We start from the raw sequence: 26,269 nt of genomic DNA on the forward strand, positions 1-26,269 counted from the left end.
TTAAATTTTATTAATGTTTCGTTTCTGCTTGAGCAACTACTGTTGTGTCTTTGCTGTTTGAAGAGGTTGAATCTTTAGTTGGTGTTGCAGGAGTTTCAGAAGCTTTAGCTTCAGCCGCTGCAGTTTTCACTGCTTGAACAATAGTTTTTGCGGAGTTTTCTTTTAACCAATTTTTGTATTCTTCCGGAGTATCCACTACAATTTTCATTTGCATGTTGTAGTGAGAAGCACCACAAATTTTGTTACATAACAATAAGTAATCAAAAGTATATGGGTCAAGTGCGGGTTGTCCTTCTGCAATTAATTTTTCACTTTTCTTTGCTCTTATGGCATTGATATTTGCCACTTTTTCAATCATTGCCGGTTTATCTCTCATCTCAGCAGTAGTCAAAGTTGGAACAAAAGAAAATTGAGTTACCATGCCCGGAACACAGTTCATTTGTGCTCTAAAGTGAGGCATATAAGCTGAGTGCAATACATCTTGAGAACGCATTTTGAAAATTACTCTCGTTCCTTTTGGGATATGCAATTCAGCTGAGCTAAAATCATCTTGAGCATTTGGGTCAGACAAATCAACACCAAGGTTATTAACGCCTTCTATATATCTAACATTTGCTTTTCCTAAAACATTATCTGCACCGGCGTATCTCGCTTCCCATTTAAATTGTTGCGCGTAAAGTTCGATAACGATAGCGTCATCAGCATCCTCTTCATCCACAAACATAATGTTCGTCCAAGCATATAATCCATAAAGAATTAATCCTGCTAAAACAATCGCCGGAATAACACTCCAAATAAATTCTAATTTGTTATTGTCAGCAAAATAAAGTGCCTTTTGCCCTTGTTTTCCTCTGTATTTAAAAGCAAAATAGTGAAGTAATGCTTGAGTAACGGTTTGTACAAAAAAGATTAAAACCATCGAAATCATCATCAGGTTGTCTACTTGTGGACCATGTTCCGAAGCAGCATCGCTCATCAAAGGAAATTGGCTGTAATTTAAAAGACAGTAGATTGTAGTTAGGTAAATAAATCCTAAGAAACCAAACATCAAGTAACCGTTAACTTTGTTATCGTTATCGTTAGCCACTTGAGTGTCATTCACATTTCCACCAACTTGAGTTAAGTCAAATATTTTAGTTAACTGCCATAGGGCAACTGCCAATAAAACTACAACTATAAGTATCAAAAGAGTTGTCATTTGTAATTTACTTTAAATATTAATAATGAAAATGTTTACTTTCTTCGATGAAAGGATTGCGTTTTGGAACCAACGGTGCTTTAGTCAAGGCACTGAATACTACAAAAATGAATAATCCAAGGAAGAATAAAATTGCTGCAATTTCAGGTATTCCAATGAACCATCTGTCACCTACTGTTGCCGGCATAATCATATTGAAGAAATCAACATAGTGTCCGAATAAAATAACAACACCTGCAGTCACGATAATCCAAGAAACACGTTTGAAATCGGTATTGATTAACAACAATATTGGGAATACAAAGTTCATAGCTACCGCTCCAAAGAATGGCAAGTTGAAATCTTCAATTCTTGTTTTGAAATAAGTTACCTCTTCAGGAATATTTGAATACCAAATCAACATGAATTGAGAGAACCATAAGTAGGTCCAGAACACACTAATACCAAACATGAATTTTGATAAATCGTGTATGTGGCTTGAATTTACATTTTCTAAATAACCTTTAGATTTCAAGTATAAAGTCACCATAGAGATAGTGGTAATTCCACTAACAAAGAAACTAGCAAATACGTACCATCCAAATAAAGTACTGAACCAGTGTGGATCAACTGACATAATCCAATCCCATGACATAATAGATTCTGTTACGATAAAGAATACTAAGAATGCTGCTGACATTTTGAAATTCTTTTTGTAGAAAGAGTTGTCTGTAGCTTCATCTTGCGCCAAACAGTTTTTTCTAGATAAATGTCTGTATAAATTCCATCCCGCTATGAAGATAGCTGCTCTAATAATCCAGAATGGGAAGTTTAAATAACCTGATTTACCGGCGATTAACGCATCATAATTTTCGTGTCCTACTTCTGTTACACCATCGTTCATCCATACAAATAAATGATTGAAATGGAAACCTGATAATAATAATAAAATGAAGAAAATAATAGAACCCGGTAATAAATAAGCCGTGATTCCTTGCATTACTCTGAATAATACCGGAGACCAACCAGCTTGTGCTACTTGTTGGATTGCATAGAAAGCCAAAGCTCCTAAAGCAATTAACATAAAAAATAAACAAGCTACATATAATGCTGCCCAAGGTTTGTTTTGTAATTGGTGTAGCACGTGTTCTGCATGTTCCTTATGCTCATCATGTCCAGCACTAGCTTTCGCGTCGTGTCCGGCTGTTTCAGCATGTGTTGCTGGTGCAGTATGTGCTACAGCCGCAGTGGTATCATGTGCTACAGAATCAACAGGTGTTTCACTCGGAGTAACCGCAGCAACAGGTTCAGTATGCGCTTCATGCGTTGCTGACTCAGTTTTGGCTTCATGATCGGGAGCAGCTTCGTGTCCACCACCGTGATGTTCTGCTTCTTCAGCTTTTAAAATAGCCTCAACCTCATGAATATCTTTTGGTGCAGTTAAAAAACCATAACCTATCCCAAGAATACCCACGATCATTAGGACAAAAGAAAAGGTTTTTAGTTTACTTGAAAATGTATACATATCTATAACAATCTGTTTGTTCTACAATTATAATTTGCTTTTAAGTTGCATTACATAAGCGGCAACCAACCAACGCTCTTCTTGACTTAACTGATTAGCATGAGAACCCATTGAGTTCAAACCATAAGTCACAACATGGAAAACACTACCTTCATTGATAACTCTGTCGGCATAACTTGGAACTCCCAAGAATTTCTCTTGAGTCACCAACTTCCCTTTTCCATTTCCTTCGCCACCATGACAGATAGCACAGTAAATTCCGTAAAGCTCTTCTGCCTTTTTCATATCCACTTGAGTTGAATCAAGCGGTGATTTTGGATTTAAAGCTTTTATTGCTGCTAAAGCTTCAGGAGTATTTGGATATTCATAAGGAACGAAACCTCTTTTTATTGAACCATCTGCAGGTGATTGTCCTACTTTACCTTTCTCACCTGTTGGCGAATTGAAAGCATCTGACTCAGCATTGGTTTCATAAGCCACAGATTCGTACATATTAGGCATGTATTGATAGTTTGGTTTCAAATCATCTTTACAAGAAGACAGAGAAACAATGCTACCCAATACAAATGCTATTTTAAGTAAACTTTTCATATCTATTATTAATGCTTATCAATTACTTTTACTTCTACTGCTCCTGTTCCTTCGAAGAATTTTACCAATTCTGCTTCATTGTCATGAACAGCTACTTCCATTAAGAAGTGGTCATCGGTAGTTCTTACATCCGGATTTTCTGCTTCTTTAAATGGCCACAATCTACTTCTCATATAAAAAGTGATAACCATTAAGTGAGCTGCAAAAAACACAGTCATCTCAAACATTACCGGTACAAAAGCCGGCATGTTTTGAATATAACTAAAACTCGGTTTTCCACCAATGTCTTGCGGCCAATCGGTAATCATGATGTAATTCATCATAACCGTTGCCACTGTTAAACCAATACATCCATAGATGAATGCACAAATGGCTAAACGTGTTGGTGCCAATCCCATAGCTTTATCTAAACCGTGAACAGGGAAAGGAGTGAAAATTTCCTCAATATGATGATGGGCTGCTCTGGTTTTGTGAACCGCATCCATTAATACATCATCATCATTGTATATTGCGTGTATAACTTTATTACTACTCATAGCAAATATTAATGTTTATCTGAATGATTATGACCTTCTGCTTCTCTTTGTTTCTTATAATTCTCACCTGATGATTTCAAGATTGTTTTAACCTCTGCTTGAGCAATCACAGGGAATGTTCTCGCATATAAAAGGAACAATACAAAGAAGAAACCAATTGTACCGATGAAGATACCAATATCTACAAATGTTGGTTGGAACATCGTCCATGATGATGGAAGATAATCTCTGTGTAATGAGGTAACGATAATTACGAAACGCTCAAACCACATACCGATATTTACCACAATAGAGATGATGAAAGAGAACATAATACTGGTTCTTAATTTCTTGAACCACATGAACTGTGGAGAGAACACGTTACAAGTCATCATCGACCAATATGCCCACCAGTAAGGACCGGTTGCTCTGTTCAAGAAAGCATATTGCTCATATTCTACTCCTGAATACCAAGCCACAAATAACTCAGTGATGTAGGCAACCCCAACAATAGAACCTGTAATCATAATTACAATGTTCATCAATTCGATATGTTGGATAGTGATATAAGCTTCAAGATTTGATACTTTTCTCATGATAATCAACAACGTGTTTACCATCGCGAATCCAGAGAATACCGCTCCCGCAACGAAGTACGGAGGGAAGATTGTGGTATGCCATCCCGGAATTACCGAAGTAGCAAAGTCAAAGGATACAATTGTGTGTACAGAAAGTACTAAAGGCGTTGCTAAACCTGCCAAAACCAAAGATACTTCTTCGAAACGTTGCCAGTCTTTTGCTCTTCCACTCCATCCGAAAGATAGAATAGAATAAATTCTTTTAGTGAAAGGAGTTACTGCTCTGTCTCTTAACATCGCGAAATCCGGCAATAAACCTGTCCACCAGAATACAAGTGATACAGAAAGATAAGTCGAAATCGCAAATACGTCCCAAAGCAATGGTGAATTAAAGTTAACCCATAACGAACCGAATTGGTTTGGAATTGGCACAACCCAGTAAGCTAACCATGGACGACCCATGTGAATGATTGGAAATAAACCTGCTTGGATTACCGAGAAGATGGTCATCGCTTCCGCAGAACGGTTAATAGCCATTCTCCATCTTTGACGGAATAATAATAATACGGCAGAGATAAGAGTTCCGGCGTGACCGATACCAACCCACCAAACGAAGTTAGTGATATCCCAAGCCCAACCAACGGTTTTATTTAATCCCCAGGTTCCAATTCCGGTAGAGATAGTATAGACAATACAACCTATTCCCCAAAGGAAAGCGGCTAATGCAATTGAAAATACTGTCCACCATTGTTTGTTGGCTCTACCTTCAACAGGCGCAGCGACATCTACTGTTACATCGTGATAAGATTTATCACCTATAACTAAAGGTTTTCTAATGGGTGCTTCGTAGTGAGACGACATAATCCTTTATATTGTTTCTTAATTAATTATTTTTTGATACTAGGTATTTCTAACTTTAACGTGATAGAAAACGTTTGGTTTTGTTCCAACACTTTCTAACAAGTGGTACATTCTCTTATCTTCGACTAACTTAGCCACTTTACTTTCTTTGTTGTTAACATCTCCAAAGACCATAGAACCTGAAGAACAAGCGGCAGAACAAGCGGTTTGGAATTCTTCCACACCTACTTCTCTTCCTTCGCGTTTGGCAGTTAGGATTGTTTTTTGTGTCATTTGAATACACATAGAACATTTTTCCATAACACCACGAGAACGAACGTTTACATCCGGATTTAATACCATACGACCTAAATCATCATTCATATGGAAATCAAATTCTTCGTTGTTACTATATAAGAACCAGTTGAAACGGCGTACTTTATAAGGACAGTTGTTCGCACAGTAACGAGTACCAACACATCTGTTATAAGCCATTTGGTTTTGACCTTGACGACCGTGAGAAGTGGCTGCCACAGGACAAACTGTTTCACATGGTGCGTGATTACAGTGTTGACACATTACCGGCTGGAAAACAACTTGTGGATTATCCGCAGGACTTTCCATGTCTCCAAATCCGCCTAATGACCCTTTATCACCAAATAAACCATCGAATTCTTTTTTCTTCTTGTTGTCCCCTGCGAAAGTTTCTTCAGAAGAATAATATCGGTCAATACGCAACCAATGCATATCACGACTTCTTCTAACTTCAGATTTTCCAACAACAGGAACGTTGTTTTCTGCATGACAAGCTATAACACAGGCACCACAACCGGTACATGAGTTTAAGTCGATAGAAAGATTGAAGTGATGACCAACTGAACGATCAAATGATTCCCATAAATCAACTGAAGTTGCTTTTACTTCTTTGTGATCCAAAGAAACCATCGGTGATGGATTCCAAACTTCCGGCTCATCAAATTTTGCAGTAAAAACAGTTAAAGTGGTTTCTTTAATAATATCACCTCTTCCCATCAAAGTTTTTTGGGACTGAACACAAGCAAACTCATGCTCACCATCAGCTTTAGTTAAAGTGGCTGATTGAACGTTATTAAAGTTATTATATAAAGCGTAAGCGTTAACACCTACTTGCATTTCTTCTTTTAAAGCGGCTTTTTTACCATATCCTAAAGCCAAACCAATAGTTCCAACAGCTTGACCAGGCTGAACGATTACCGGAGCAGTGATTGAAGTATCACCAACTTTTACAGTAGCATAACTTCCGTTAAGACCACCATTGGCAACGATTTCATTCATTAAGTCCTTTTTATCAGCGTCAGCTTTCGAAACGGTAATATAGTTATCCCAAGAAACTCTTGTAATTGGATCCGGAAATTCTTGTAACCAAGGGTTATTGGCTTGTTGACCATCACCTAAACCTGTTTTAGTATACAATACTAATTCGAAATTAGCCAATGGTTTTGATTGTGCCAAAGCATTGGCTGCAGCAGAATAATCCGCTGAACCACCAACAGCAGCCGAAGCTACACCGGCAACAACACCATCATGAACTGCTTTGTTCCAAGTCAGGCCATTTAAGTAGGCAGCAGAATTGGCTTTGATGTAATCATAGTAAGCTGCACTATTACCGTTCCATGACAACAATCCTTCTTGGAATTGTTTTGAACTGAATAACGGACGAATAGTTGGTTGTACCAAAGAATAGGTTCCTTTAGTCAACATTAAATCATTCCATGACTCCAAATAATGAGTAGCCGGAATTGCGATATTAGTTACTGAAGCAGTTTCGTCTTCTTTCAAAGAGAACGCTGCAGATAATTTTACTTTTTTCAATCCTTCAGCAAAAGATTTTCCGTTGGCCAAAGTGTAAACAGGATTCACACCGCTCATAATTAAAGTATGAACACTTCCCGCATTCATATCAGCTAATAACTGGGCTACTTTTGCATCAGAACCTTTTCTGATTTGACGCGTTCCAACAGTTGAAAAAGCTTCACTGGTTAAGGCTTGGTTAATCGCTAAAACTAATAATTGAGCATTTTTATCTTGAATGCCACAAACCAAAACACCTTTACTTTTTGCCGCTTTCAATTGTTGTGCTGCATTAGTAATTGCCTCTTCGTTGGCTAATTTACCGGTAGAAACCGATGAACCTGTAATTACATTGTATATTTTAACTAAAGCTAATTTTTGATCCGCAATTTTCATCGGAACACGTTTATCAGCAGCAGCGCCTGACAAAGTCATGTTGGCTTCAAACTGAAAATGTTTCGACATTTTGCCTTTTTGAGGAACTCTACCTTGTGCATAACCACTATCAAATCCTCCACCTTGCCAATCTCCTAAGAAATCTGCACCGATAGAAACGATAGTGTTGGCTTTTGAAAAATCATAATCAACCAAAGCTCTTTCACCATAAACAGCTTCGAAAGCATCTAAAGCGGCTGATTCAGAAACTGAATCATAAACTACGTGCTTAGCTGTTGGGTTTTGAGCAATAAATTCAGCGATTAATTTTTCAGTAGAAGGACTTGCTAAAGTATTGGTCAACAAAACAACTTGTCCACCTTTAGCTTTAGCTTCTGCTAAACTGGCTTTGATTTTTAAATCAGCTTCTGCCCAAGTAGCATCTTTTTGAGCAACCTTAGTCACTTTAAGACGCATACTGTCATATAACGACAATACAGAAGCATGCACTCTAGCATTGGCGGAAAACTTAGCCCCTGCTATTGTATTATTTTCAATTTTAATTGGACGACCTTCACGTGTTTTTACTAATAAATTAGCAAAATCAAAACCATCAAACATAGATGTTGCAAAATAATCGGCAACACCGGGAATAATTTGTTCCGGTTGTAAAACGTAAGGAATAGATTTATGTACTGGTCCTTCACAGGCAGCCAATGAAGCGGCGGCAGTACTAAATCCAACGTATTTCAAGAAATCACGACGAGTTGTTGAAGAAGAAGATAATGAATCTTTGTCTGACAAGAATTCATCTGTTGGAATTGCTTCCACAAATTCATTATTTCTAAGCGTCTCAACAATAGAACTATTTTCGTTTAGTTCTTCAACACTTTTCCAGTATTTTTTGTTTGATGACATCGTATATAAATATTAGCTTCTTAATTTATTTTTGTTTGTTCGATAATTTGGTTATTCGTCAATTCGGCTAATAAATAACCGAATCCAGAAATCAACAAATTAATAGTGACACTTACCACATTCTAAACCTCCCATTTGTGCTGCAGTCAATTTGTCTACACCATATTTTTTAGAAAGTTCTTCGTGAATTTTAGTATAGTAAGCATTGCCTTCCATCTTAACATCCGTTTCGCGGTGACACTTAATACACCAACCCATGGTTAATGGCGCAAATTGTTTTTGTATTTCATACTCTTGAACCGGACCGTGACATTTTTGACATTCAATACCGGCAACAGTTACGTGTTGTGAGTGATTGAAATAGGCAAAGTCAGGTAAGTTGTGAATACGAACCCATTTAACAGGTTTTGTTTTACCGGTGTATTTTTGAGTAGATTTATCCCAACCTACTGCATCATATAATTTTTGGATTTCACCATCGTAGAATGCTTTTGTGTATTCTGGGGTTGCAGTAGTATCAGCAACTTCCGAAATGTTTTTGTGACAGTTCATACAAACATTCAACGAAGGAATACCTGCATTTTTACTAACTCTCGCTGCAGAGTGACAGTATTTACAGTCGATACCATTACTTCCTGCGTGAATTCTGTGAGAATAATGAATTGGCTGGATTGGCGCGTAATCTTGATCAACACCTACTTGCATCATCCATCCATAAACAAAATAACCACTAGACAACAACAAGAAGATTGAAGCAACTAATACTAAAAATTGATTTTTAGCAAAAGCTTTCCAAATTGGCAATGAAGCTTCCTTTGATACTGCTTCAATTCCGTTAGCTTTGGCCACCTTGGCTAATACATTGTTCACAAAGAACAACATAACCACCAACATAAACATCACTAAAGCTAAAGCTCCAAGAATTACATTGTTAGAAATTCCGCTCTCTTCACCACCTGTTCCGGGAACAGCTGCAACTACTGGCGGTTCTGCTTTTTTCTCATTGGTATATGCAATGATATTATCTACATCAGCTGTTGATAAATTTGGAAACGAAGTCATCACTGACTTGTTGTATTCCTCAAAAATCTTAACCGCTTTAGCGTCTCCGGATTTAACCATAGCAGAACTATTGTTTACCCATTTGTAAATCCAAGCCATGTCATACTTTGCAGAAACTCCCCTTAATGCCGGACCTGTCATCTTTTTATCAAGAGCGTGACATGCCGCACAATTGGCGTTAAACAAAGCCTTACCTACTACCGGATCTCCTCCGGCAGTTGCCATAGGCACTGCTGTTGCAGTAGCCGGTGCTGCTGCGTCGGTTGCCGGCGGTGTTGCTTGTGAAAATGAAGTGAAGGAGACTGTTAGCATCAAAGCTAAACTGAAGACTATTTTCCTTGAAATCGAATTATGGTTACCCATTTTTTTCATATAATATAATGATTATCGACTAATGTTGGCATGGTTTTTTCTAAACCTGTTTTCGGTTAATATGCCACGCCTTGTTAAAAACTTGCACAAAAATACGACTTATGAACTATTCTCAAAACCTTAAATATATCTTAAATACCAATTTATACTAATTCTAAATAACAAATACTATTTTGTTTAATTTTTTAAGTTTTACATTTGCATAAAAATCAAATCATTATGAAAGATTTCTATAAAACTAAGCTCATTTTAAGTGCTTCATTTCTTTTCTTTTTAACACAAAAAAGCTTTGGTCAGGAAGCAAAAGTAGCTGTAAGTCAAGATCCAAAGTTTGAGCAACTACTCAATGAAAAAAGAAGAATAAACAGCTCTATTACCATCAACGACCGCTATAAAATCCAGATATTCAACGGAGATAGCGAAAACTCCAGAAAAACGTTGATGGATTTCAAAAAAGAAAACAAAAATCTCGACGCTACTATAGTCTTCAGCACACCAGCCTATAAAGTTTGGGTTGGCAATTTTAAAACCCGAATCGAAGCTGAAAAGAACTTAGAACTACTCAAAAAGAAATTCCCGAATGCGTTTTTAATCAAACCAAACAAATAAAAAAAGCCCTGATAAATCAGGGCTTTTTTTTATAAATTATAAAACTTCTTGTAAATCATTTTTTTATCGGCCGGAGTTCGTTTTGTCTTCTTGTATTCTTTGAGTAAAACGGGATTAGATTCGAGCATATTTATAACATACTTGTCCGTTAAAAAAGTCGGCATTCCGGTTGTTCTTTCTATCACTAAGGGAATTCTTTGAGGTTCTGAACTACCACTTCCACTAAAAATCAGCACCGGAAGTAATCCACCGCCCATCGCTACCATTCCGCCATAGGCTAAATAAAAACTATTGAAATCCAAATTACGCTCTTCTACTTCATTAATAAAATAATTAACCCCTAGTATTTCGGTTTTTAGGTAAAACTTCACGGTTGAAAATTGGAAAAGATTAATATAAAAATTATTTCCGTCACTAAAGCCATAAAACCCGTTCTCAACCCTACCCGTAGCATTGTTCAAGAGACAAAAACCTTCTTTGTATTTCGTTATGGTATAATCCTCTAAACTGAGGAACTTTCCATTAAAAACATCTTTGTAATTCAAATAGACACCGGCTTTTATTTCTGTATTGATACTGTCAAGATTAACGGATTCTTCAGAAACAAACGGAATGGCAATTTTATAGGTGTCTTGGGTATTCATGTAATTTGCGAAACTGTTTTTAATAGCCGTCGTAATTAACTGCGCGTGCTTTTTAGTGACATCGGAACGTGAATCTTCTTTAGAAGAAAAAAACGTCCCGGTGATGTATTCTAGCCCATCTTCCTTCTTTTCTATGATATCCAAAACTATTGTCGCAGAACCGGTTTGCATTTTTTTAAAATTATTATCGGTATCTGCGCTACTCTCTGTTACATATAGCTCGTTAATTCTAATGGAGATGGCACGTTTGCTTTCCTTTTTTGGATACAAAACAGCCAACAACGATTGAAGTTCATCTGTCAAAGGTTTTTCAAAATTGGCAGAAACTTTACTGTTGAAAAGTGACACATAAACGGTTCCGATATTTTCTTTCACTTGTCGGCCGTCATATATCTTTTCAATATAAAAATCACAATCAATAGCGGTGTTCTTTTCATTAGCCAAAGAAATCAAATGAACTTTCTTTTCTTGAGCAAAAGAAATAGCGCAGAAGAAGAAACAAAAACCAATTGCAATTTTTTTCATGAGTTTGTCTATTTGAGGCTAAAATAAAAAAAGTCCCGATTGCTCGAGACTTTTCTTTAGTATTATTTCAACTTTTTCTTCACTTCTACTTCTTGGAAAGCTTCGATTAAATCCAGTTGTTCAATATCGTTGTAATTCTTAATTTGAATACCACAATCATATCCTTTGGCTACTTCTTTCACATCGTCTTTGAAACGTTTTAACGTGGCTAATTCACCTGTGAAAATAACAACCCCTTCACGAATCAAACGAATTTTAGAGTTTCTGAATATTTTACCATCCGTAACCATACATCCGGCAATTGAACCGACCTTAGATACTTTGAATATCTCACGAATTTCAGCAGTACCGGTAATTTCTTCTTTCATTTCCGGTGACAGCATGCCTTCCATTGCGTCTTTCAAGTCGTTAATCGCATCGTAGATAATTGAATAACTTCTGATGTCGATTTCCTCTTTTTGAGCCAATTGACGAGCATTTCCTGCAGGACGAACGTTAAATCCGATAATAATCGCATCTGAAGCAGAAGCCAACATCACATCAGTTTCTGTAATTGCACCAACGCCTTTGTGGATAATATTGATTTGAATTTCTTCAGTAGATAATTTAGAGAACTCACTCGAAAGTGCTTCCACAGAACCGTCCACGTCACCTTTAAGGATAATGTTCAATTCTTTAAATTGACCTAAAGCAATACGACGACCAATCTCTGCCAAGGTAATATGGCGTTGTGTTCTCACCGATTGTTCACGCATTAACTGTGTACGTTTAGCAGCAATTTGTTTGGCTTCTCTTTCGTCTTCAAACACGTTGAATTTATCACCTGCCGTTGACGCACCATCCAAACCTAAAATAGAGATTGGTGTTGATGGTCCCGCTTCTTTAATACTATGACCTCTTTCATCATGCATGGCTTTCACCTTACCGTGATTTTTTCCGGCCAAAACGTAATCACCAACTTTTAAAGTTCCTGATTGCACCAATATCGTTGATACATATCCTCTTCCTTTGTCTAATTGTGCTTCAACTACAGTTCCAACGGCTAATTTATTTGGGTTTGCTTTTAAGTCTAAAACTTCAGCTTCAAGCAATACTTTTTCTAATAATTCTTTAACACCGGTACCTTTTTTAGCAGATATATCGTGTGATTGGTATTTTCCACCCCAATCTTCTACCAATAAATTCATGGCTGCTAATTTCTCTTTAATTTTTTCAGGATTCGCGCCTTGCTTATCAATTTTGTTAATAGCAAATATCATCGGAACTCCGGCTGCTTGTGCGTGACTGATGGCCTCTTTGGTTTGTGGCATGATATCATCATCCGCAGCCACAACAATAATTGCGATATCGGTAACTTGAGCTCCACGAGCACGCATCGCGGTAAACGCTTCGTGACCCGGTGTATCCAAGAAAGTGATTTTTTGTCCGCCTTCTAATGTAACCGCATAAGCACCAATGTGCTGTGTAATTCCACCCGATTCTCCGGCTATTACGTTTTCATTACGGATATAATCCAGTAAGGAAGTTTTACCGTGATCCACGTGTCCCATTACGGTTACGATTGGTGCACGAGTCACTAAATCTTCCGGACGGTCTTCAACTACTTCCATTGTTTCTTCGATGTCGGTTGTAATGAATTCTACTTCATAACCAAACTCATCTGCCACGATGGATAAGGTTTCCGCATCCAATCTTTGGTTCATAGTTACCATGATTCCCAATGACATACACGTTCCAATCACTTTGGTAATCGGCACATCCATCATGGTTGCAATTTCACCTACAGTTACAAACTCAGTAACTTTGATGGTTTTGCTTCCTTCTTCGAGCGCTTGCATCTCGTCTTCATTTCTTTGACGGTGCGTATCACGCTTATCTCTTCTGTATTTGGCTGCTTTAGATTTGTTTCCTTTTCCTTGAAGACGTTCTAAAGTTTCTTTGATTTGGTTTTTTACTTCCTCTTCCGTTGGCTCTACTTTTTGAACTATAGCAGGACGATTTCCTTTTTGGAATCCGCCACCGCCCGGTTTGTTGCCGGTTTTATTTGGTCCGAAAGCATTTCCTCCACCACCACCACTGGTAATAGCAGGCTTACCGGTTTCTCCTGGTTTACCCGGAATTCTTTTTCTTTTATTTTTATTAGCTGCATTTTGGGCCGCTTGTGCTGCCGTTTGTCCGGCACCCGGAGTTGCAGGCTTATTGGCGTCCTTTTTGAACTCTTCTTTTTTCTTTTTTGGTTTGTTGAATTGAGATAAATCAATTACTTGACCGGTAAGAGTGGCACCTGATAATTTTTGGTATTGTGTTGTAATCGTTTCGTCAACCGGAGCTTCCTCTGAAGATTGAGCTACTATAGGTTTTTCAACTTCAGCTACTTTAGTCGGTTTTTCTTGAGGAACCTCAACTACCGGAGCTTCTTCTTTTTTAACGATTTCTTTTGGCTTTTCAACAGCAATTTTCGGAGATTCTGCTGGAGCTGCAGGAGCAACGGGAGCTGCAGGTTTTGGATCTAAATCAATTTTTCCAATTTGTTTTGGAGCACTGATTACCGCTTTGGCTTTGACCACTTCTAACCTTTGACGCTCTTCGTCTGCTTTGCGTTTGTCTTCGATTTCTTTTTCTCTTTCGAGTCGAAGCGCTTCTTTTTCTTTTCTGATTTCTTCACTTACGCCTTTAGAAGCTTCTTTGTTTCCTTTGTCTCCGGCAAATTGACCACAAAGAATATTGTATACATCATCGGAAATTTTTGTGTTTGGACTTGCTTCAATAGCAATGCCTTTATCCTTAAGATAATCCACAGCTCTTTCCAAAGAAATATTTAATTCCCTTAAAACTTTATTAATTCTAATATTTCCTTCAGACATAAAATCTTTTTAATGTTTATCTATTTTGGCGAAAGAATTAGTCCTCAAACTCTTCTTTCAGTATTCTTATTACTTCTAAAATGGTTTCCTCCTCTAAATCGGTTCTTCTCACTAAATCAGCCACATCTTGATTCAAAATACTTCTGGCAGTATCCAATCCGATTTTAGCAAATTCGTCGATTACCCATCCATCGATTTCATCTGAGAACTCTGTTAATTCCACATCATCTTCTTCGATAGCGCTTCCTTCTCTGATTACATCTAATTCATAGCCTGTCAACAATCCGGCCAATTTGATGTTGTGACCACCGCGACCAATCGCTTTAGAAACTTCTTCTAATTTCAAGAACACTTCGGCTCTTTTTTTCTCTTCGTCAATTTTAACCGAAGATACTTTGGCAGGACTTAAGGCTCTGGTGATGTACAACTGTAAGTTACTGGTGTAGTTGATTACGTCAATGTTTTCGTTTCCTAATTCACGAACAATTCCGTGAATACGAGAACCTTTCATCCCAACACAAGCACCAACCGGATCAATTCTATCATCATAAGAATCCACGGCTACTTTTGCTTTTTCGCCCGGAATTCTCACTACTTTTTTAATCATAATCAAACCATCAAAAACTTCCGGAATTTCTTGTTCGAATAATTTCTCCAAAAATTTATCTGCCGTTCTCGACATGATAATTTGTGGTTTATTCCCTTTTAATTCAACGCTTTCAATGATACCGCGAACATTATCTCCTTTACGGAAAAAGTCAGACGGGATTTGTTTTTCTTTGGGTAACACGATTTCGTTTCCTTCATCATCGACCAAAATTACAACTCTTGGGCGAACATGGTGTACTTCGGCCGTGTAAATTTCGCCAATTAAATCTTTAAATTGTTTGTAAAGATTCGTGTTATCGTGTTCATGGATTTTAGAAATCAAGTTTTGACGCAAAGCCAAAATCGCTCTTCTTCCTAAATCTATCAATTTCACTTCTTCAGAAACTTCTTCCCCGATTTCAAAATCAGGTTCAATTTTTCTGGCATCAGTTAAAGTGATTTCTTCGTTTTCTAAATCTAAATCGTCATCAGCAACAACAATTCTTCTTCTCCAAATCTCCATATCACCTTTATCAGGATTGATAATGATGTCAAAATTATCATCAGAACCGTATTTCTTTTTTAATGCGTTTCTAAATACATCCTCCAAAATCGCCATAAGCGTTACTCGATCAATGAGTTTATCATCTTTAAACTCTGAGAATGATTCGATTAATGCAATATTTTCCATGCCAAATTTTAATTAAATATTATAATAACAATTGCTTCTTTTATTTCTGAATAAGGAATTTCACGTTTGTGTTCTACTGTTTCTTTTCCTTTACCCACTTTTTTTGGTTCTCTTGCAGTCCACGAAAGCGTTATACTTTCTTCTGAAGCTGCTTCCAGTTTTGCTTCTATTGTTTCGGTAGCGGTTTTTACTTTCAACGTTCTGCCAATATTTTTTTTGTATTGTCTCACCAATTTCAATGGTGTTGAAACGCCGGCCGAAGCTACTTCTAATGAAAAATCTTGTTCTTCACGGTCTAAATTATTTTCGATTACTCGACTAACATCGATACAATCCTGCAAATTTACACCATTATCACCATCCAAAGTCACGGTAATCTTATAACTCTCTGAAATACTTAAATCTACCAGAAACAACGAAGGTTTTTCCAGTAATCCTTCTTCTAATAACTTCGTAACTTTCTCTTTAAATGTCATAGTTGTATAAAAAGAGGGAAGCATTGCTTCCCTCATTATTTAGTTTGAATGGTAAATAACGGTGCAAATATAGTTATTTTTTTATAAATCAAAAATCATTGCTGAATCAAAAAAAAATAATACCTTTATTGTGTTAAAATATCCAATCCAAAACTTACTTTTTTACATTATGAAAAAAATTTTAGTCCCAACAGACTTTTCAGACCACGCAAAATACGCCTTAAAAGTTGCCGCTCAAATCGCTAGAAAAAACGGTGGAGAAATATTCCTTCTTCACATGCTAGAGTTACCTCACCAAGCGGGTGACGCCATTGGAAGCGGTCATGATTTACCTGAAATAATGCTTTTCAAAAATGCCGCTATCAACAGATTAGAAGATTTAATGGATGACGAATGCCTTGATGGATTGAAAGTTTCCGAAATCATACAATTCGAATTAGCATTTGAAGGAATCATGAATATTAGTAAAAAGAACAACGTTGATTTAATTGTAATGGGCTCACACGGCGCTAGCGGATTTAAAGAAATGTTTATTGGTTCCAATGCAGAAAAAGTAGTTCGTAATTCTGATATCCCGGTTTTAATCATCAAAAAAGAAGCCGGTGATTTTGATGTTACTAAATTTGTATTCGCCTCTGACTTTTCAGACGAAATCAAAAAGCCATTTAGCAAAGTTGTTGATTTCGCAAACAAGTTTGACGCTGAATTATACCTTGTGATGATTAATACCCCTAGTAGCTTCAAACCAACTCATGTAGCGCAGGAAATCATGAAAGATTTTATTGCTAACTTTAATATCAACAAATATTCTACCCACATCTATAATGATGTCAATGTTGAAAGTGGTGTTTTAAATTTTACCAATTATGTTGATGCTGATTTAATCGGAATGAGTACACACGGTAGAAAAGGGCTTGCGCATTTCTTCAACGGAAGTATTAGTGAAGATTTGGTAAATCATGCTGCTAGACCGGTAGTTACTTTTAAAATTTAAAAACCAAAGCCATACAAAAACAAAAAAGCCTCTCAAATTGAGAGGCTTTTTCTGTTGGTCTACAAGGACTCGAACCTTGAAAGACTGCACCAAAAACAGTTGTGTTACCATTACACCATAGACCAGCATTACTTCACTAAGCAATATAATCAACGGAGTTCAGAGAAACTTCGTTTTGCTTAATGCGAGTGCAAATTTAGAACAAATTTTATTTTACGCAAACAATTATAAGAAAAAATTAAATACTTCATTTGCAAAACCGTCATATCAGACCATAATAAACTTGTAATTAATTCATTATAGGTTTGAGATTTTTTTGTTAATCGAAGTTTAATTGCGTTAAAAAAAATAGTTTCTTTGTATCCATAAATAAAACCCCTTCATTTCATACTTATATGATGAATTTTAACTTCAACAAGTGGAATACCATTTTAGGATGGACAGCCTTTGCTATTTCTTTAATAACTTTTTCGCTAACTGTAGAACCTACCATGAGTTTTTGGGATTGTGGAGAATACATTTCAACGGCTGCTAAACTGGAAGTAGGTCATCCACCCGGAGCACCGCTTTACCAAATCCTTGGGGCTTTCTTTGCTATGTTTGCTACAAGCAAAGAAACCGTTGCCTTGATGGTCAATATGATGTCGGTATTCTCAAGTGCTTTTACCATACTATTTATGTTTTGGTCTTCTTCTATACTGTTGAGAAAAATTGTTTCTTCTTATACTGAAATGGACAAAAACAAAGCGGTAGTTATTTTAGGCAGTTCAATGGTTGGCTCGTTGGCTTTAACTTTCTCTGATAGTTTTTGGTTCAATGCTGTAGAAGCCGAAGTATATGCTATGGCGTCATTCTTGATTGCGCTATTGTTCTGGCTTGGATTACGCTGGGAAGAAGAAATGCACACACCAAAAGGAAATCGTTGGCTGTTGCTCATTTCCTTAATTGTCGGGCTTTCTTTTGGAGTTCACTTTATGGCATTATTGGCCATACCGGCGATTGGGTTTTTATACTATTTCAAAAATTACAAAACAGTTTCCTTAAAAAGTTTCCTTATTGCCAATGTAATTATTGTGGCTGTTCTATTGTTTATTTTCAAATTATTATTGCCATATACATTAGCGTTTTTTGGGAAAATGGAAATCTTTATGGTAAATAGCATTGGGTTACCTTTTAATTCAGGGACGATTTTCTCCACCTTGTTGATTATCGCTTTTTTCTATTTCGGATTAAAATATACTCGCGAAAAAGGACATCCTTTTTACAACACCGCTTTATTGTGTATTCTTTTTGTATTGATTGGTTTTTCTACCTGGATGATGCTACCTATTCGTGCCAATGCCAATGTGGTTATCAATGAAAACAAACCTTCTGATGCTGCCGAAGTTTTAGCGTATTACAATCGTGAACAGTATGGTGTAAACCCATTGTTTTACGGTCCGCAATACACAGATACTTTTGCCGGATTAGATGAAGACCAACCTTATTTAGACAAAGCGCCAAACTACGAAAGAGATTATAAAACCGGCAAATACGTGATTGTTAACAATTACAAAAATGCCGATCAAAATACAGACGACAATCACAAAGCAATTCTGCCGCGTCTTTGGAGTACTGACCATATTGATAATTATGTTCAATTCACAGAAATTCCTAAATTTACTTTAAATCAAAACTACCCTTACGAAGAAGATTTAGCGCAATATGGTGTTGACATCGACAGTTTGAGCGAAGAACAAGTAATGCAAGCCGTTGGTCAGTTAAAAGAAGAAATGCAGAAAAACATTAACGACTTCAAGACTGCATACGCCCAAAAACAAATTGACAACGATGACTATATTTCATTCCTGAAAAAATACAGTGATTATCTAATCATAGAAAAACCATCTACTTGGGACAACATTAGTTTTATGATTGAATACCAATTCGGATACATGTACGGAAGGTATTTGTTATGGAATTTCGTCGGAAGACAAAATGATGTTCAAGGAAAATATGACAACCTTGATGGAAATTGGTTGAGCGGAATCAAATTTATTGACGAAATACATTTAGGCAAAGGAACTCAAGAAAATCTTCCCGATGACGTAGTGAATAACAAAGGTCGAAATCTGTATTATTTTTTACCGTTTATAATTGGCTTAATAGGATTAATGTACCACGCACAAAGAGATTTGAAAAGCTTTTATGTATTACTCATTTTATTCTTGTTCACCGGCTTGGCCTTAAAAATATATTTGAACGAAAGACCTTTTGAACCAAGAGAAAGAGATTATGCTTTAGTTGGTTCATTCTATGTATTCGCTATTTGGATTGGATTTGGCGTCTATGCCATCTACGAAATAATCTCCGAATACCTAAAATCAAAAATCGTTGGACCGGTCGTAATTACAGCTTGCCTCTTAGCAGCTCCGGTTTTAATGGCAACCCAAAACTGGGACGATCACGATCGCTCGAATAAATATACGGCTATTGCCATGGCCAAAAATTATTTGGAATCCTGCGAGAAGAACGCCATCCTGTTTACCATTGGCGATAATGACACTTTCCCCTTATGGTATGCTCAAGAAATAGAAGGCATCCGAACCGACATCAAAATTGTAAACACCAGCCTGTTTATGACCGATTGGTATATCGATCAAATGAAGTTTAAAACCTATGATGCGGCCGGCTTACCTATTTCGTTTACACACAACGAATACGTTGGTGATAAGTTAGATTATGTGGCGCATATCCCAAAAACTGACGCGCGTTGGGACATCAAAGCTTTTATCGATTTTATAAAAGACCCAAGGTCAACGATTGATTTACAAAACGGACAAACCATCCATTTTTATCCAACCAACAAAATCAGAATTCCGGTAGATAAAAATACTATTATCAAAAACAAAGTGGTGAATTCAATTTACAATGACTCCATTGTTCCTTACATCGACTTAGACATCAAAGGCAGTGCGATGTATAAAAATCGTTTGATGATGTTAGATGTCTTGGCCAATAACAATTGGGAAAGACCAATCTATTTCACCGGAGGAAGTTTTGGAGATGACGATTATCTTTGGATGAAAGATTACTTACAATTAGACGGTTTAGTTTATAAATTAGTGCCTATAAAAACACCTGTCGACAAAGAAAACCCTTATGATATGGGCCAAATTGACAGCGATAAAATGTATGATTTGGTAATGAAATGGAATTGGGGTAACGGTGAATTAACCACCATTTATCACGATCCTGAAACCAGAAAAAACAGCATTTCCTACAGAACCAATATGGCGCGATTGATGGAACAATTAATCAATGAAGGCGATAAAGAAAAAGCCAAAAAAGTCATTGAATTGGCCTTAACCAAAATGCCTATGGATTATTACAGCTATTACACTATGGTAGAACCATTTGCATCCGGTTATTATGAATTAGGCGAAAAAGCAAAAGCGCGAGAATTATTGGAAAAATTAATGACCAAATACAAACAAAGCCTTAAATATTACGCCGGAATTCAACCTTCTATTCAAAACGGAATTGCGACCGATATCATTACCGACATTGAACGTTACAGAAGTTTATTGATGGTAATGAAAGACCGAGGCGATGTAGAATTTTACAACAAAAACAAAACTGAATTTAATTCTTTGGCTAAAAGATTTGCCCGTTTCGGAAGAGAATTAGAGTAAACCAACATTAAAACTTGAAGATGTGCCAATTTGACTATTCATTTTGGCACATTTTTTTTATATTTAGCCTATGAGTTTATGGGTCAAAACAAACCGTTTCGTCAAAACAATTTTTCCGAATTACATTTGGGACATTCCCAACAATGAAAAAAAGATTTATCTCACTTTTGACGACGGACCAATACCCGAAGTAACCGAATGGACATTGGCACAATTAAAAAAACACAACGCCAAAGCGACTTTCTTTTGTATCGGCGATAACATTCAAAAACATCCTGAGATTTTCCAAAAAGTAATAGAAAATGGTCACGCAATCGGAAACCATACTTTCAATCATTTAAAAGGCTGGGAAACTTCCTTGGAAGATTATATTGAAAACACCAAAAAGTGCTCAGAAACCATTACCAACTGCCAACTCAATACTGAACACTGCCAACTATTCCGTCCGCCTTACGGCAAAATCAAACCTTCGCAAGCCAAAGCGCTCCGAAAATTAGGCTACAAAATAATCATGTGGGATATCATCAGCATGGATTTTGACCAAACCATTTCTCCCGAAGAATGTTTAAACAATGTTTTGAAAAATATAGAAAGCGGTAGTATTATCGTTTTTCACGATAGTGTAAAAGCTTGGAAAAACTTGGAATATGTTTTACCAAAAACTTTAGTATTCTTAAACGAAAATGGATTTGTTTGTGAAAAAATAAATTAGGCGAAATTCCTAATCGTCATCCTGTCACGAAACTTCAGGATGTCGAAGGATTATAGTTGATCCTGAACCAAAGCGATGATACTATTCGCATCCAATTCACCTGATTGTCTCCAAACCATTTGACCATCTTTGTAAATCATCAAGGTCGGCAAACCTTTGATACGCAAAGCCTCGGCTAACTCCTGATTTTTATCGACATCAATTTTGATCACTTTTGCCTTATCACCAAGCGCAGCTGCTACATCTCTGATAACAGGATGCATGGACACTGAAGATTCATTCCATTCTGTGTAAAAGTCAATTAACACAGGCACTTGAGCGTTGATTAATTCTCCAAATTTTGACATAAAACCAAAATAATTTTACCTTCAATTACCGAAGTAAAAGAAACATTAAACCACAAATGTAGCATTTTTAACTAATTATGCTACTTTTTCCCCTTTTTTTAGTTCAAAAACAGTTATTTCTGGCCAAATTCCAACTCTGCCGGGATAAGCATGAAAGCCTAAACCACGGTTTACATAAATATAACGACCAACATTTTCATACAATCCAGCCCATTGTTTGTAAACATATTGCACCGGACTCCATTGAATAATCCCAGGAATTTCTATTCCAAATTGCAATCCATGAGTATGACCGGAAAGTGTTAATTGAAAATGTTTTTCATGGTGTTTTACTTCATATTCCCAATGGCTTGGATCATGACTCATTAATATCTTGAAATCTTCAGCTGTCAATCCTTCCGAAGCCTTATGCAAATCGCCGGCTTGCTTAAAATTTTTACCCCAATTTTCAACACCGACAATAGCAATTTCGCTCTCTCCTTTTTTAATTTTGGTGTGTTGGTTCAACAACAAATCAAAACCAATATCGCCATACAATTTTTTAATCGCTTCAAAATTTTCATCTTTAGCAGCTTTCGATGGCCAATCAATGTATTCGCCATAATCATGATTCCCTAAAACCGCGTATTTTCCGTATTTATGATTGTCAATTTTATTAAAAGTATCAATCCATGGATGCATTTCGGTCGCATGAGTATTTACGATATCTCCTGTAAACAACATCATATCGGTCTTGTGTTCATTAATTAAATCAACCGCATATTGTATTTTTTCCGCATCATCAAAACTACCGCTATGTACATCGGAAATTTGCGTAATGGTGAAGCCGTCAAAATCTTCAGGCAAATCAGGAAAAAACAAAGTCTGTTTGATAACCCTAAAGTTGTATTTCCCCTTGGTCATTCCATACAAAAGCGAACTAAACGGAATTGCTGCAATAACTAAAGCCACTTGACTAACAAATCGTCTTCTGTTAGGTAAAAAAGTACCGTTGTCATTATCACCCATAAAGTGTGTAATTACGCCTGAGAAAACCCTATAAACATCTTCTAATAACATGAAGAAAGTTAGAATCATTTTCGGTATAAACAACAATAACAACAACCCAAAAGTGATTAACGTTTTACTGTTTTGCCCAACCCTGCGGTCAAACTGTGAAAATTGGTAAACTATATATATGATGGCTGTCAATGAAATTACTTGATAAGCAACTAAAATCCATCTTGACTTCGTGATGGTTCTAAAGGCTTGAAAAGCATAAACTTCAATAATAGCAACAAATAGGAAAAAGAAAATCCAACGAAGCATGAGTCCTAAATTTTCAGCAAAATAACGAAGAATCAGAGCATTATTATCTTTCATTTAGCTAAATTTAACTAAAATATTTCTCTTCTTCAACATTCAAAGTTTCGCTACATTTACACTTTATAATTTATTTCAAAAAATGTCACAACAAAAACGCCTTTTCTTGCTCGATGCTTACGCCCTAATTTTCCGCGGCTATTACGCTTTTATCAAAAATCCTCGTATCAATTCAAAAGGAATGGATACTTCGGCCATTATGGGTTTTATGAACTCTTTGATGGATGTGATTAAACGCGAAAAACCTGATCATTTAGCAGTTGCATTCGACAAAGGCGGAAGCGATTATCGATACGAAATGTATAAAGAATACAAAGCCCATCGTGACGAAACACCGGAAGCCATTAAAATTGCTGTTCCGTATATCCAAGAATTATTAAAAGCGATGCATATTCCGATTATGGAAAAAGCCGGTTTTGAAGCCGATGACTTAATTGGAACTTTGGCCAAACAAGCCGAAAAAGAAGGTTTTCAAGTCTTTATGGTGACGCCCGATAAAGATTTTGCTCAATTGGTTTCCGAAAATATTTTCATGTACAAACCAGCCCGAATGGGTAACGATATTGAAATTTGGGGTATTCCTGAAGTGTTAGCCAAATTTGAAATTGAAGATCCTTTACAAGTCATTGATTTCCTCGGAATGATGGGCGATTCAGCCGATAATATTCCCGGGTTTCCCGGCGTTGGTGAAGTCACCGCTAAGAAATTATTGAAGGAATTCGGCACCATGGAAAACCTTTTGGAAAACACCGACAAACTAAAAGGCGCGCTAAAAGACAAAATTGAAAACAATAAAGAACTCGGAATTCTGTCTAAAAAACTGGCCCGAATTCTACTCGATTGTCCGGTGACTTTTAATGCCGATGATTTCGAATTGTCTAAACCCGATGTAGAAAAAACTGATGCGTTGTTCATGGAACTAGAATTCCGTCAAATGAAAGCACAATTCGACAAACTTTTCGGCACCGGAAAAGAATACGACGAAATTGACACCAATGGCAATGGCAGCGATAACGGCCAAACGCCAGAAGCTGCCAAAAAAGCACCCGCAAAAAAATCAAACGAAGATCAATTCGATTTATTCGGTTTTTCAGACGAAAATAGTGATGAGCCTAAACACAATTCCTATTACGCCACTATAGAAACTACCGACCATAACTACACCATTATCCAAGGCGATTTGGGAACCAAATTGTTTTTGCAAAACCTGATGAACCAAACTTCGGTTTGCTTCGACACAGAAACTACTGGTATTGACACACTTCATGCTGAATTAGTGGGAATGTCATTTTCGTTTGAAAAAGGCAAAGCTTTTTACGTTCCATTCCCGGAAAATCGTGAAGAAGCACAAACCTTAGCCGATAAATTCAAACCGTTTTTTGAAAGCGAAACCATTGAAAAAATTGGGCAAAACATCAAATATGATTTGAAAATTTTATCCAATTACGGCATTCAAGTCAAAGGAAAATTATTCGACACCATGATTGCGCATTATTTAATCAATCCGGATATGCGTCACAACATGGATGTCTTGAGTGAAACGTATTTGAAATATTCGCCAAAATCCATCGAAACGCTAATCGGCAAAAAAGGCAAAGGACAATTATCCATGCGCGATGTTCCTTTGGAAAACATCAAAGAATATGCTGCCGAAGATGCTGATATCACGTTACAATTAAAAGAAGTTTTCAGCCCGATTTTAGACAAAGCAGAAACCAAAAAACTATTTGACGAAATCGAAATTCCATTGATTCCGGTTCTCGCCGCGATGGAAACTGAAGGTATTCGCTTGGATGTTGATTTCTTAAAATCGATGTCGGTTGATATGCAAAAAGAAATCAATTTATTCGAACAAAAAATTTACGAAACAGCCGGAGAAAAATTCAATTTGGCTTCCCCAAAACAACTCGGAGAAGTTCTGTTTGACAAAATGAAAATCGGTGGCGCCAAACAAAAGAAAACCAAAACCGGACAATACGCTACCGGCGAAGAAGTCTTGAGTTATTTGGCCAACGAACACCAAATCGTAAAAGACATTCTAGATTGGCGTCAAATGGTGAAATTGCAAAGCACTTACATTGATGCGTTACCCAATCAAGTTGATGCCAAAACCCAACGTGTTCACACCGATTATATGCAAACCGTTGCCGCAACCGGTCGTTTAAGTTCCAACAATCCGAATTTACAAAACATTCCGATCCGCACAGAACGAGGACGTTTAATTAGAAAAGCCTTTGTCGCTCGTGATGAAAATTACACCTTACTTTCTGCCGATTACTCGCAGATTGAATTGAGAATCATTGCCGCTTTATCAGGTGAAGAAAATATGATCAAAGCGTTTCAAAACAACGAAGACATTCACCGAAGCACCGCCGCAAAAGTTTTCAACGTGGCTTTAGAAGAAGTCACTAAAGAACAACGAAGCAATGCCAAAACGGTAAACTTCGGGATTATTTATGGTGTTTCCGCTTTTGGCTTGAGCAACCAAACTTCTTTGTCCCGAAGCGAAAGTGCAGCCTTAATTGACGCCTATTACAAAACCTATCCGAAACTAAAATCGTACATGTCAGAACAAGTTGATTTTGCAAGACAAAATGGTTATGTGCAAACGGTTTTGGGTAGACGACGTTATTTGAAAGACATCAATTCAGCGAATGCAGTAGTTAGAAGCGGTGCTGAACGAAATGCCGTAAACGCACCAATACAAGGAAGCGCTGCCGATATCATCAAAATCGCGATGATTAACATTCACCAAAAGCTAACTTCGGAAAATTGGCAGTCAAAAATGTTGTTACAAGTGCATGACGAATTGGTTTTCGACGTGCACAACTCCGAATTAGAGAAAATTAAACCGTTAATCAAACACGAAATGGAAAATGCGTTCAAGCTAGACGTGCCTTTAGAAGTTGAGTTAGGAACCGGTAAAAATTGGCTGGAAGCGCATTAATTTTCAGGTTGACAATAAGTAAACATCGCCAAAATTCAGGAATCAGGTCAAAA

The 26,269-nt window shown here is 36.9% G+C and carries 18 protein-coding genes and 1 tRNA gene; 5 read left to right on the plus strand and 14 right to left on the minus strand.

What is annotated here, in order from left to right; all coding sequences use genetic code 11:
* Positions 1-10 precede the first annotated feature (10 nt).
* The 7 genes from B3C16_RS01160 to B3C16_RS01190 all read right to left on the minus strand — a co-directional run bounded on the left by B3C16_RS01160 (position 11) and on the right by B3C16_RS01190 (position 9,783).
* The gene (locus B3C16_RS01160; protein ID WP_121311928.1) at positions 11-1,198 is read right to left on the minus strand and encodes a cytochrome c oxidase subunit II; all 1,188 of its coding nucleotides are present in this window, start codon (positions 1,196-1,198) and stop codon (positions 11-13) included.
* Between the two features lie 19 nt (positions 1,199-1,217).
* Positions 1,218-2,702: a quinol:cytochrome C oxidoreductase gene (locus B3C16_RS01165; protein WP_291127818.1), complete on the minus strand. Its 1,485-nt coding sequence runs from the start codon at positions 2,700-2,702 to the stop codon at positions 1,218-1,220.
* Between the two features lie 27 nt (positions 2,703-2,729).
* Complete coding sequence (locus B3C16_RS01170; RefSeq protein ID WP_121311930.1) at positions 2,730-3,293, minus strand: c-type cytochrome; 564 nt, start codon at positions 3,291-3,293, stop codon at positions 2,730-2,732.
* An 8-nt stretch (positions 3,294-3,301) separates the two neighbouring features.
* Positions 3,302-3,829 carry a DUF3341 domain-containing protein gene (locus tag B3C16_RS01175; protein WP_121311931.1) on the minus strand — a complete coding sequence of 176 codons (528 nt, stop codon included), beginning with the start codon at positions 3,827-3,829 and terminating at the stop codon, positions 3,302-3,304.
* A gap of 8 nt (positions 3,830-3,837) precedes the next feature.
* Positions 3,838-5,247: an NrfD/PsrC family molybdoenzyme membrane anchor subunit gene (gene nrfD, locus B3C16_RS01180; protein WP_291127823.1), complete on the minus strand. Its 1,410-nt coding sequence runs from the start codon at positions 5,245-5,247 to the stop codon at positions 3,838-3,840.
* Between the two features lie 39 nt (positions 5,248-5,286).
* Complete coding sequence (locus B3C16_RS01185) at positions 5,287-8,349, minus strand: TAT-variant-translocated molybdopterin oxidoreductase (RefSeq protein ID WP_121311933.1); 3,063 nt, start codon at positions 8,347-8,349, stop codon at positions 5,287-5,289.
* A 99-nt stretch (positions 8,350-8,448) separates the two neighbouring features.
* Positions 8,449-9,783 carry a c-type cytochrome gene (locus B3C16_RS01190; protein ID WP_291127833.1) on the minus strand — a complete coding sequence of 445 codons (1,335 nt, stop codon included), beginning with the start codon at positions 9,781-9,783 and terminating at the stop codon, positions 8,449-8,451.
* 219 nt (positions 9,784-10,002) lie between these two features.
* On the opposite strand from B3C16_RS01190, the gene B3C16_RS01195 reads away from it, so the two are divergent.
* Positions 10,003-10,392 carry an SPOR domain-containing protein gene (locus B3C16_RS01195; protein WP_121311935.1) on the plus strand — a complete coding sequence of 130 codons (390 nt, stop codon included), beginning with the start codon at positions 10,003-10,005 and terminating at the stop codon, positions 10,390-10,392.
* Between the two features lie 29 nt (positions 10,393-10,421).
* On the opposite strand, the gene B3C16_RS01200 is transcribed toward B3C16_RS01195, so the two are convergent.
* From B3C16_RS01200 to rimP, 4 genes are all read right to left on the minus strand, one after another.
* Positions 10,422-11,561, minus strand: coding sequence for a hypothetical protein (locus tag B3C16_RS01200; RefSeq protein ID WP_291127838.1), 1,140 nt, complete (start codon positions 11,559-11,561; stop codon positions 10,422-10,424).
* A gap of 62 nt (positions 11,562-11,623) precedes the next feature.
* Complete coding sequence (gene infB / locus B3C16_RS01205) at positions 11,624-14,425, minus strand: translation initiation factor IF-2 (RefSeq protein ID WP_291127841.1); 2,802 nt, start codon at positions 14,423-14,425, stop codon at positions 11,624-11,626.
* Positions 14,426-14,462: 37 nt separating this feature from the next.
* Entirely contained in the window at positions 14,463-15,704 is a 1,242-nt protein-coding gene (gene nusA, locus B3C16_RS01210) for a transcription termination factor NusA (protein WP_121311938.1), read from the minus strand.
* Positions 15,705-15,712: 8 nt separating this feature from the next.
* Positions 15,713-16,180, minus strand: a complete 468-nt coding sequence (gene rimP, locus B3C16_RS01215; RefSeq protein WP_291127845.1) for a ribosome assembly cofactor RimP — start codon at positions 16,178-16,180, stop codon at positions 15,713-15,715.
* Positions 16,181-16,349: 169 nt separating this feature from the next.
* Here rimP and B3C16_RS01220 point away from each other — a divergent pair, with 169 nt between their 5' ends.
* On the plus strand, positions 16,350-17,174 hold the full coding sequence (locus B3C16_RS01220; RefSeq protein WP_291127848.1) for a universal stress protein: 825 nt from the start codon (positions 16,350-16,352) through the stop codon (positions 17,172-17,174).
* 54 nt (positions 17,175-17,228) lie between these two features.
* On the opposite strand, the gene B3C16_RS01225 is transcribed toward B3C16_RS01220, so the two are convergent.
* Positions 17,229-17,299 (minus strand) — tRNA-Gln (locus B3C16_RS01225).
* 270 nt (positions 17,300-17,569) lie between these two features.
* Between B3C16_RS01225 and B3C16_RS01230 the strand changes: the two genes are divergently transcribed.
* Positions 17,570-20,848 carry a DUF2723 domain-containing protein gene (locus tag B3C16_RS01230; RefSeq protein ID WP_121311940.1) on the plus strand — a complete coding sequence of 1,093 codons (3,279 nt, stop codon included), beginning with the start codon at positions 17,570-17,572 and terminating at the stop codon, positions 20,846-20,848.
* A gap of 70 nt (positions 20,849-20,918) precedes the next feature.
* Complete coding sequence (locus B3C16_RS01235; RefSeq protein ID WP_121311941.1) at positions 20,919-21,560, plus strand: polysaccharide deacetylase family protein; 642 nt, start codon at positions 20,919-20,921, stop codon at positions 21,558-21,560.
* A gap of 50 nt (positions 21,561-21,610) precedes the next feature.
* Here B3C16_RS01235 and B3C16_RS01240 read toward each other — a convergent pair whose 3' ends face one another.
* Together B3C16_RS01240 and B3C16_RS01245 are read right to left on the minus strand one after the other, a co-directional pair.
* On the minus strand, positions 21,611-21,907 hold the full coding sequence (locus tag B3C16_RS01240) for a thioredoxin family protein (RefSeq protein ID WP_121311942.1): 297 nt from the start codon (positions 21,905-21,907) through the stop codon (positions 21,611-21,613).
* A gap of 75 nt (positions 21,908-21,982) precedes the next feature.
* Complete coding sequence (locus tag B3C16_RS01245; protein ID WP_414655247.1) at positions 21,983-23,269, minus strand: metallophosphoesterase; 1,287 nt, start codon at positions 23,267-23,269, stop codon at positions 21,983-21,985.
* 82 nt (positions 23,270-23,351) lie between these two features.
* Here B3C16_RS01245 and polA point away from each other — a divergent pair, with 82 nt between their 5' ends.
* Positions 23,352-26,216, plus strand: coding sequence for a DNA polymerase I (polA, locus tag B3C16_RS01250; protein WP_291127855.1), 2,865 nt, complete (start codon positions 23,352-23,354; stop codon positions 26,214-26,216).
* Positions 26,217-26,269: the final 53 nt, after the last annotated feature.

The organism is Flavobacterium sp. UBA7682 (genome assembly GCF_002482945.1).
Classification (GTDB): Bacteria; Bacteroidota; Bacteroidia; order Flavobacteriales; family Flavobacteriaceae; genus Flavobacterium.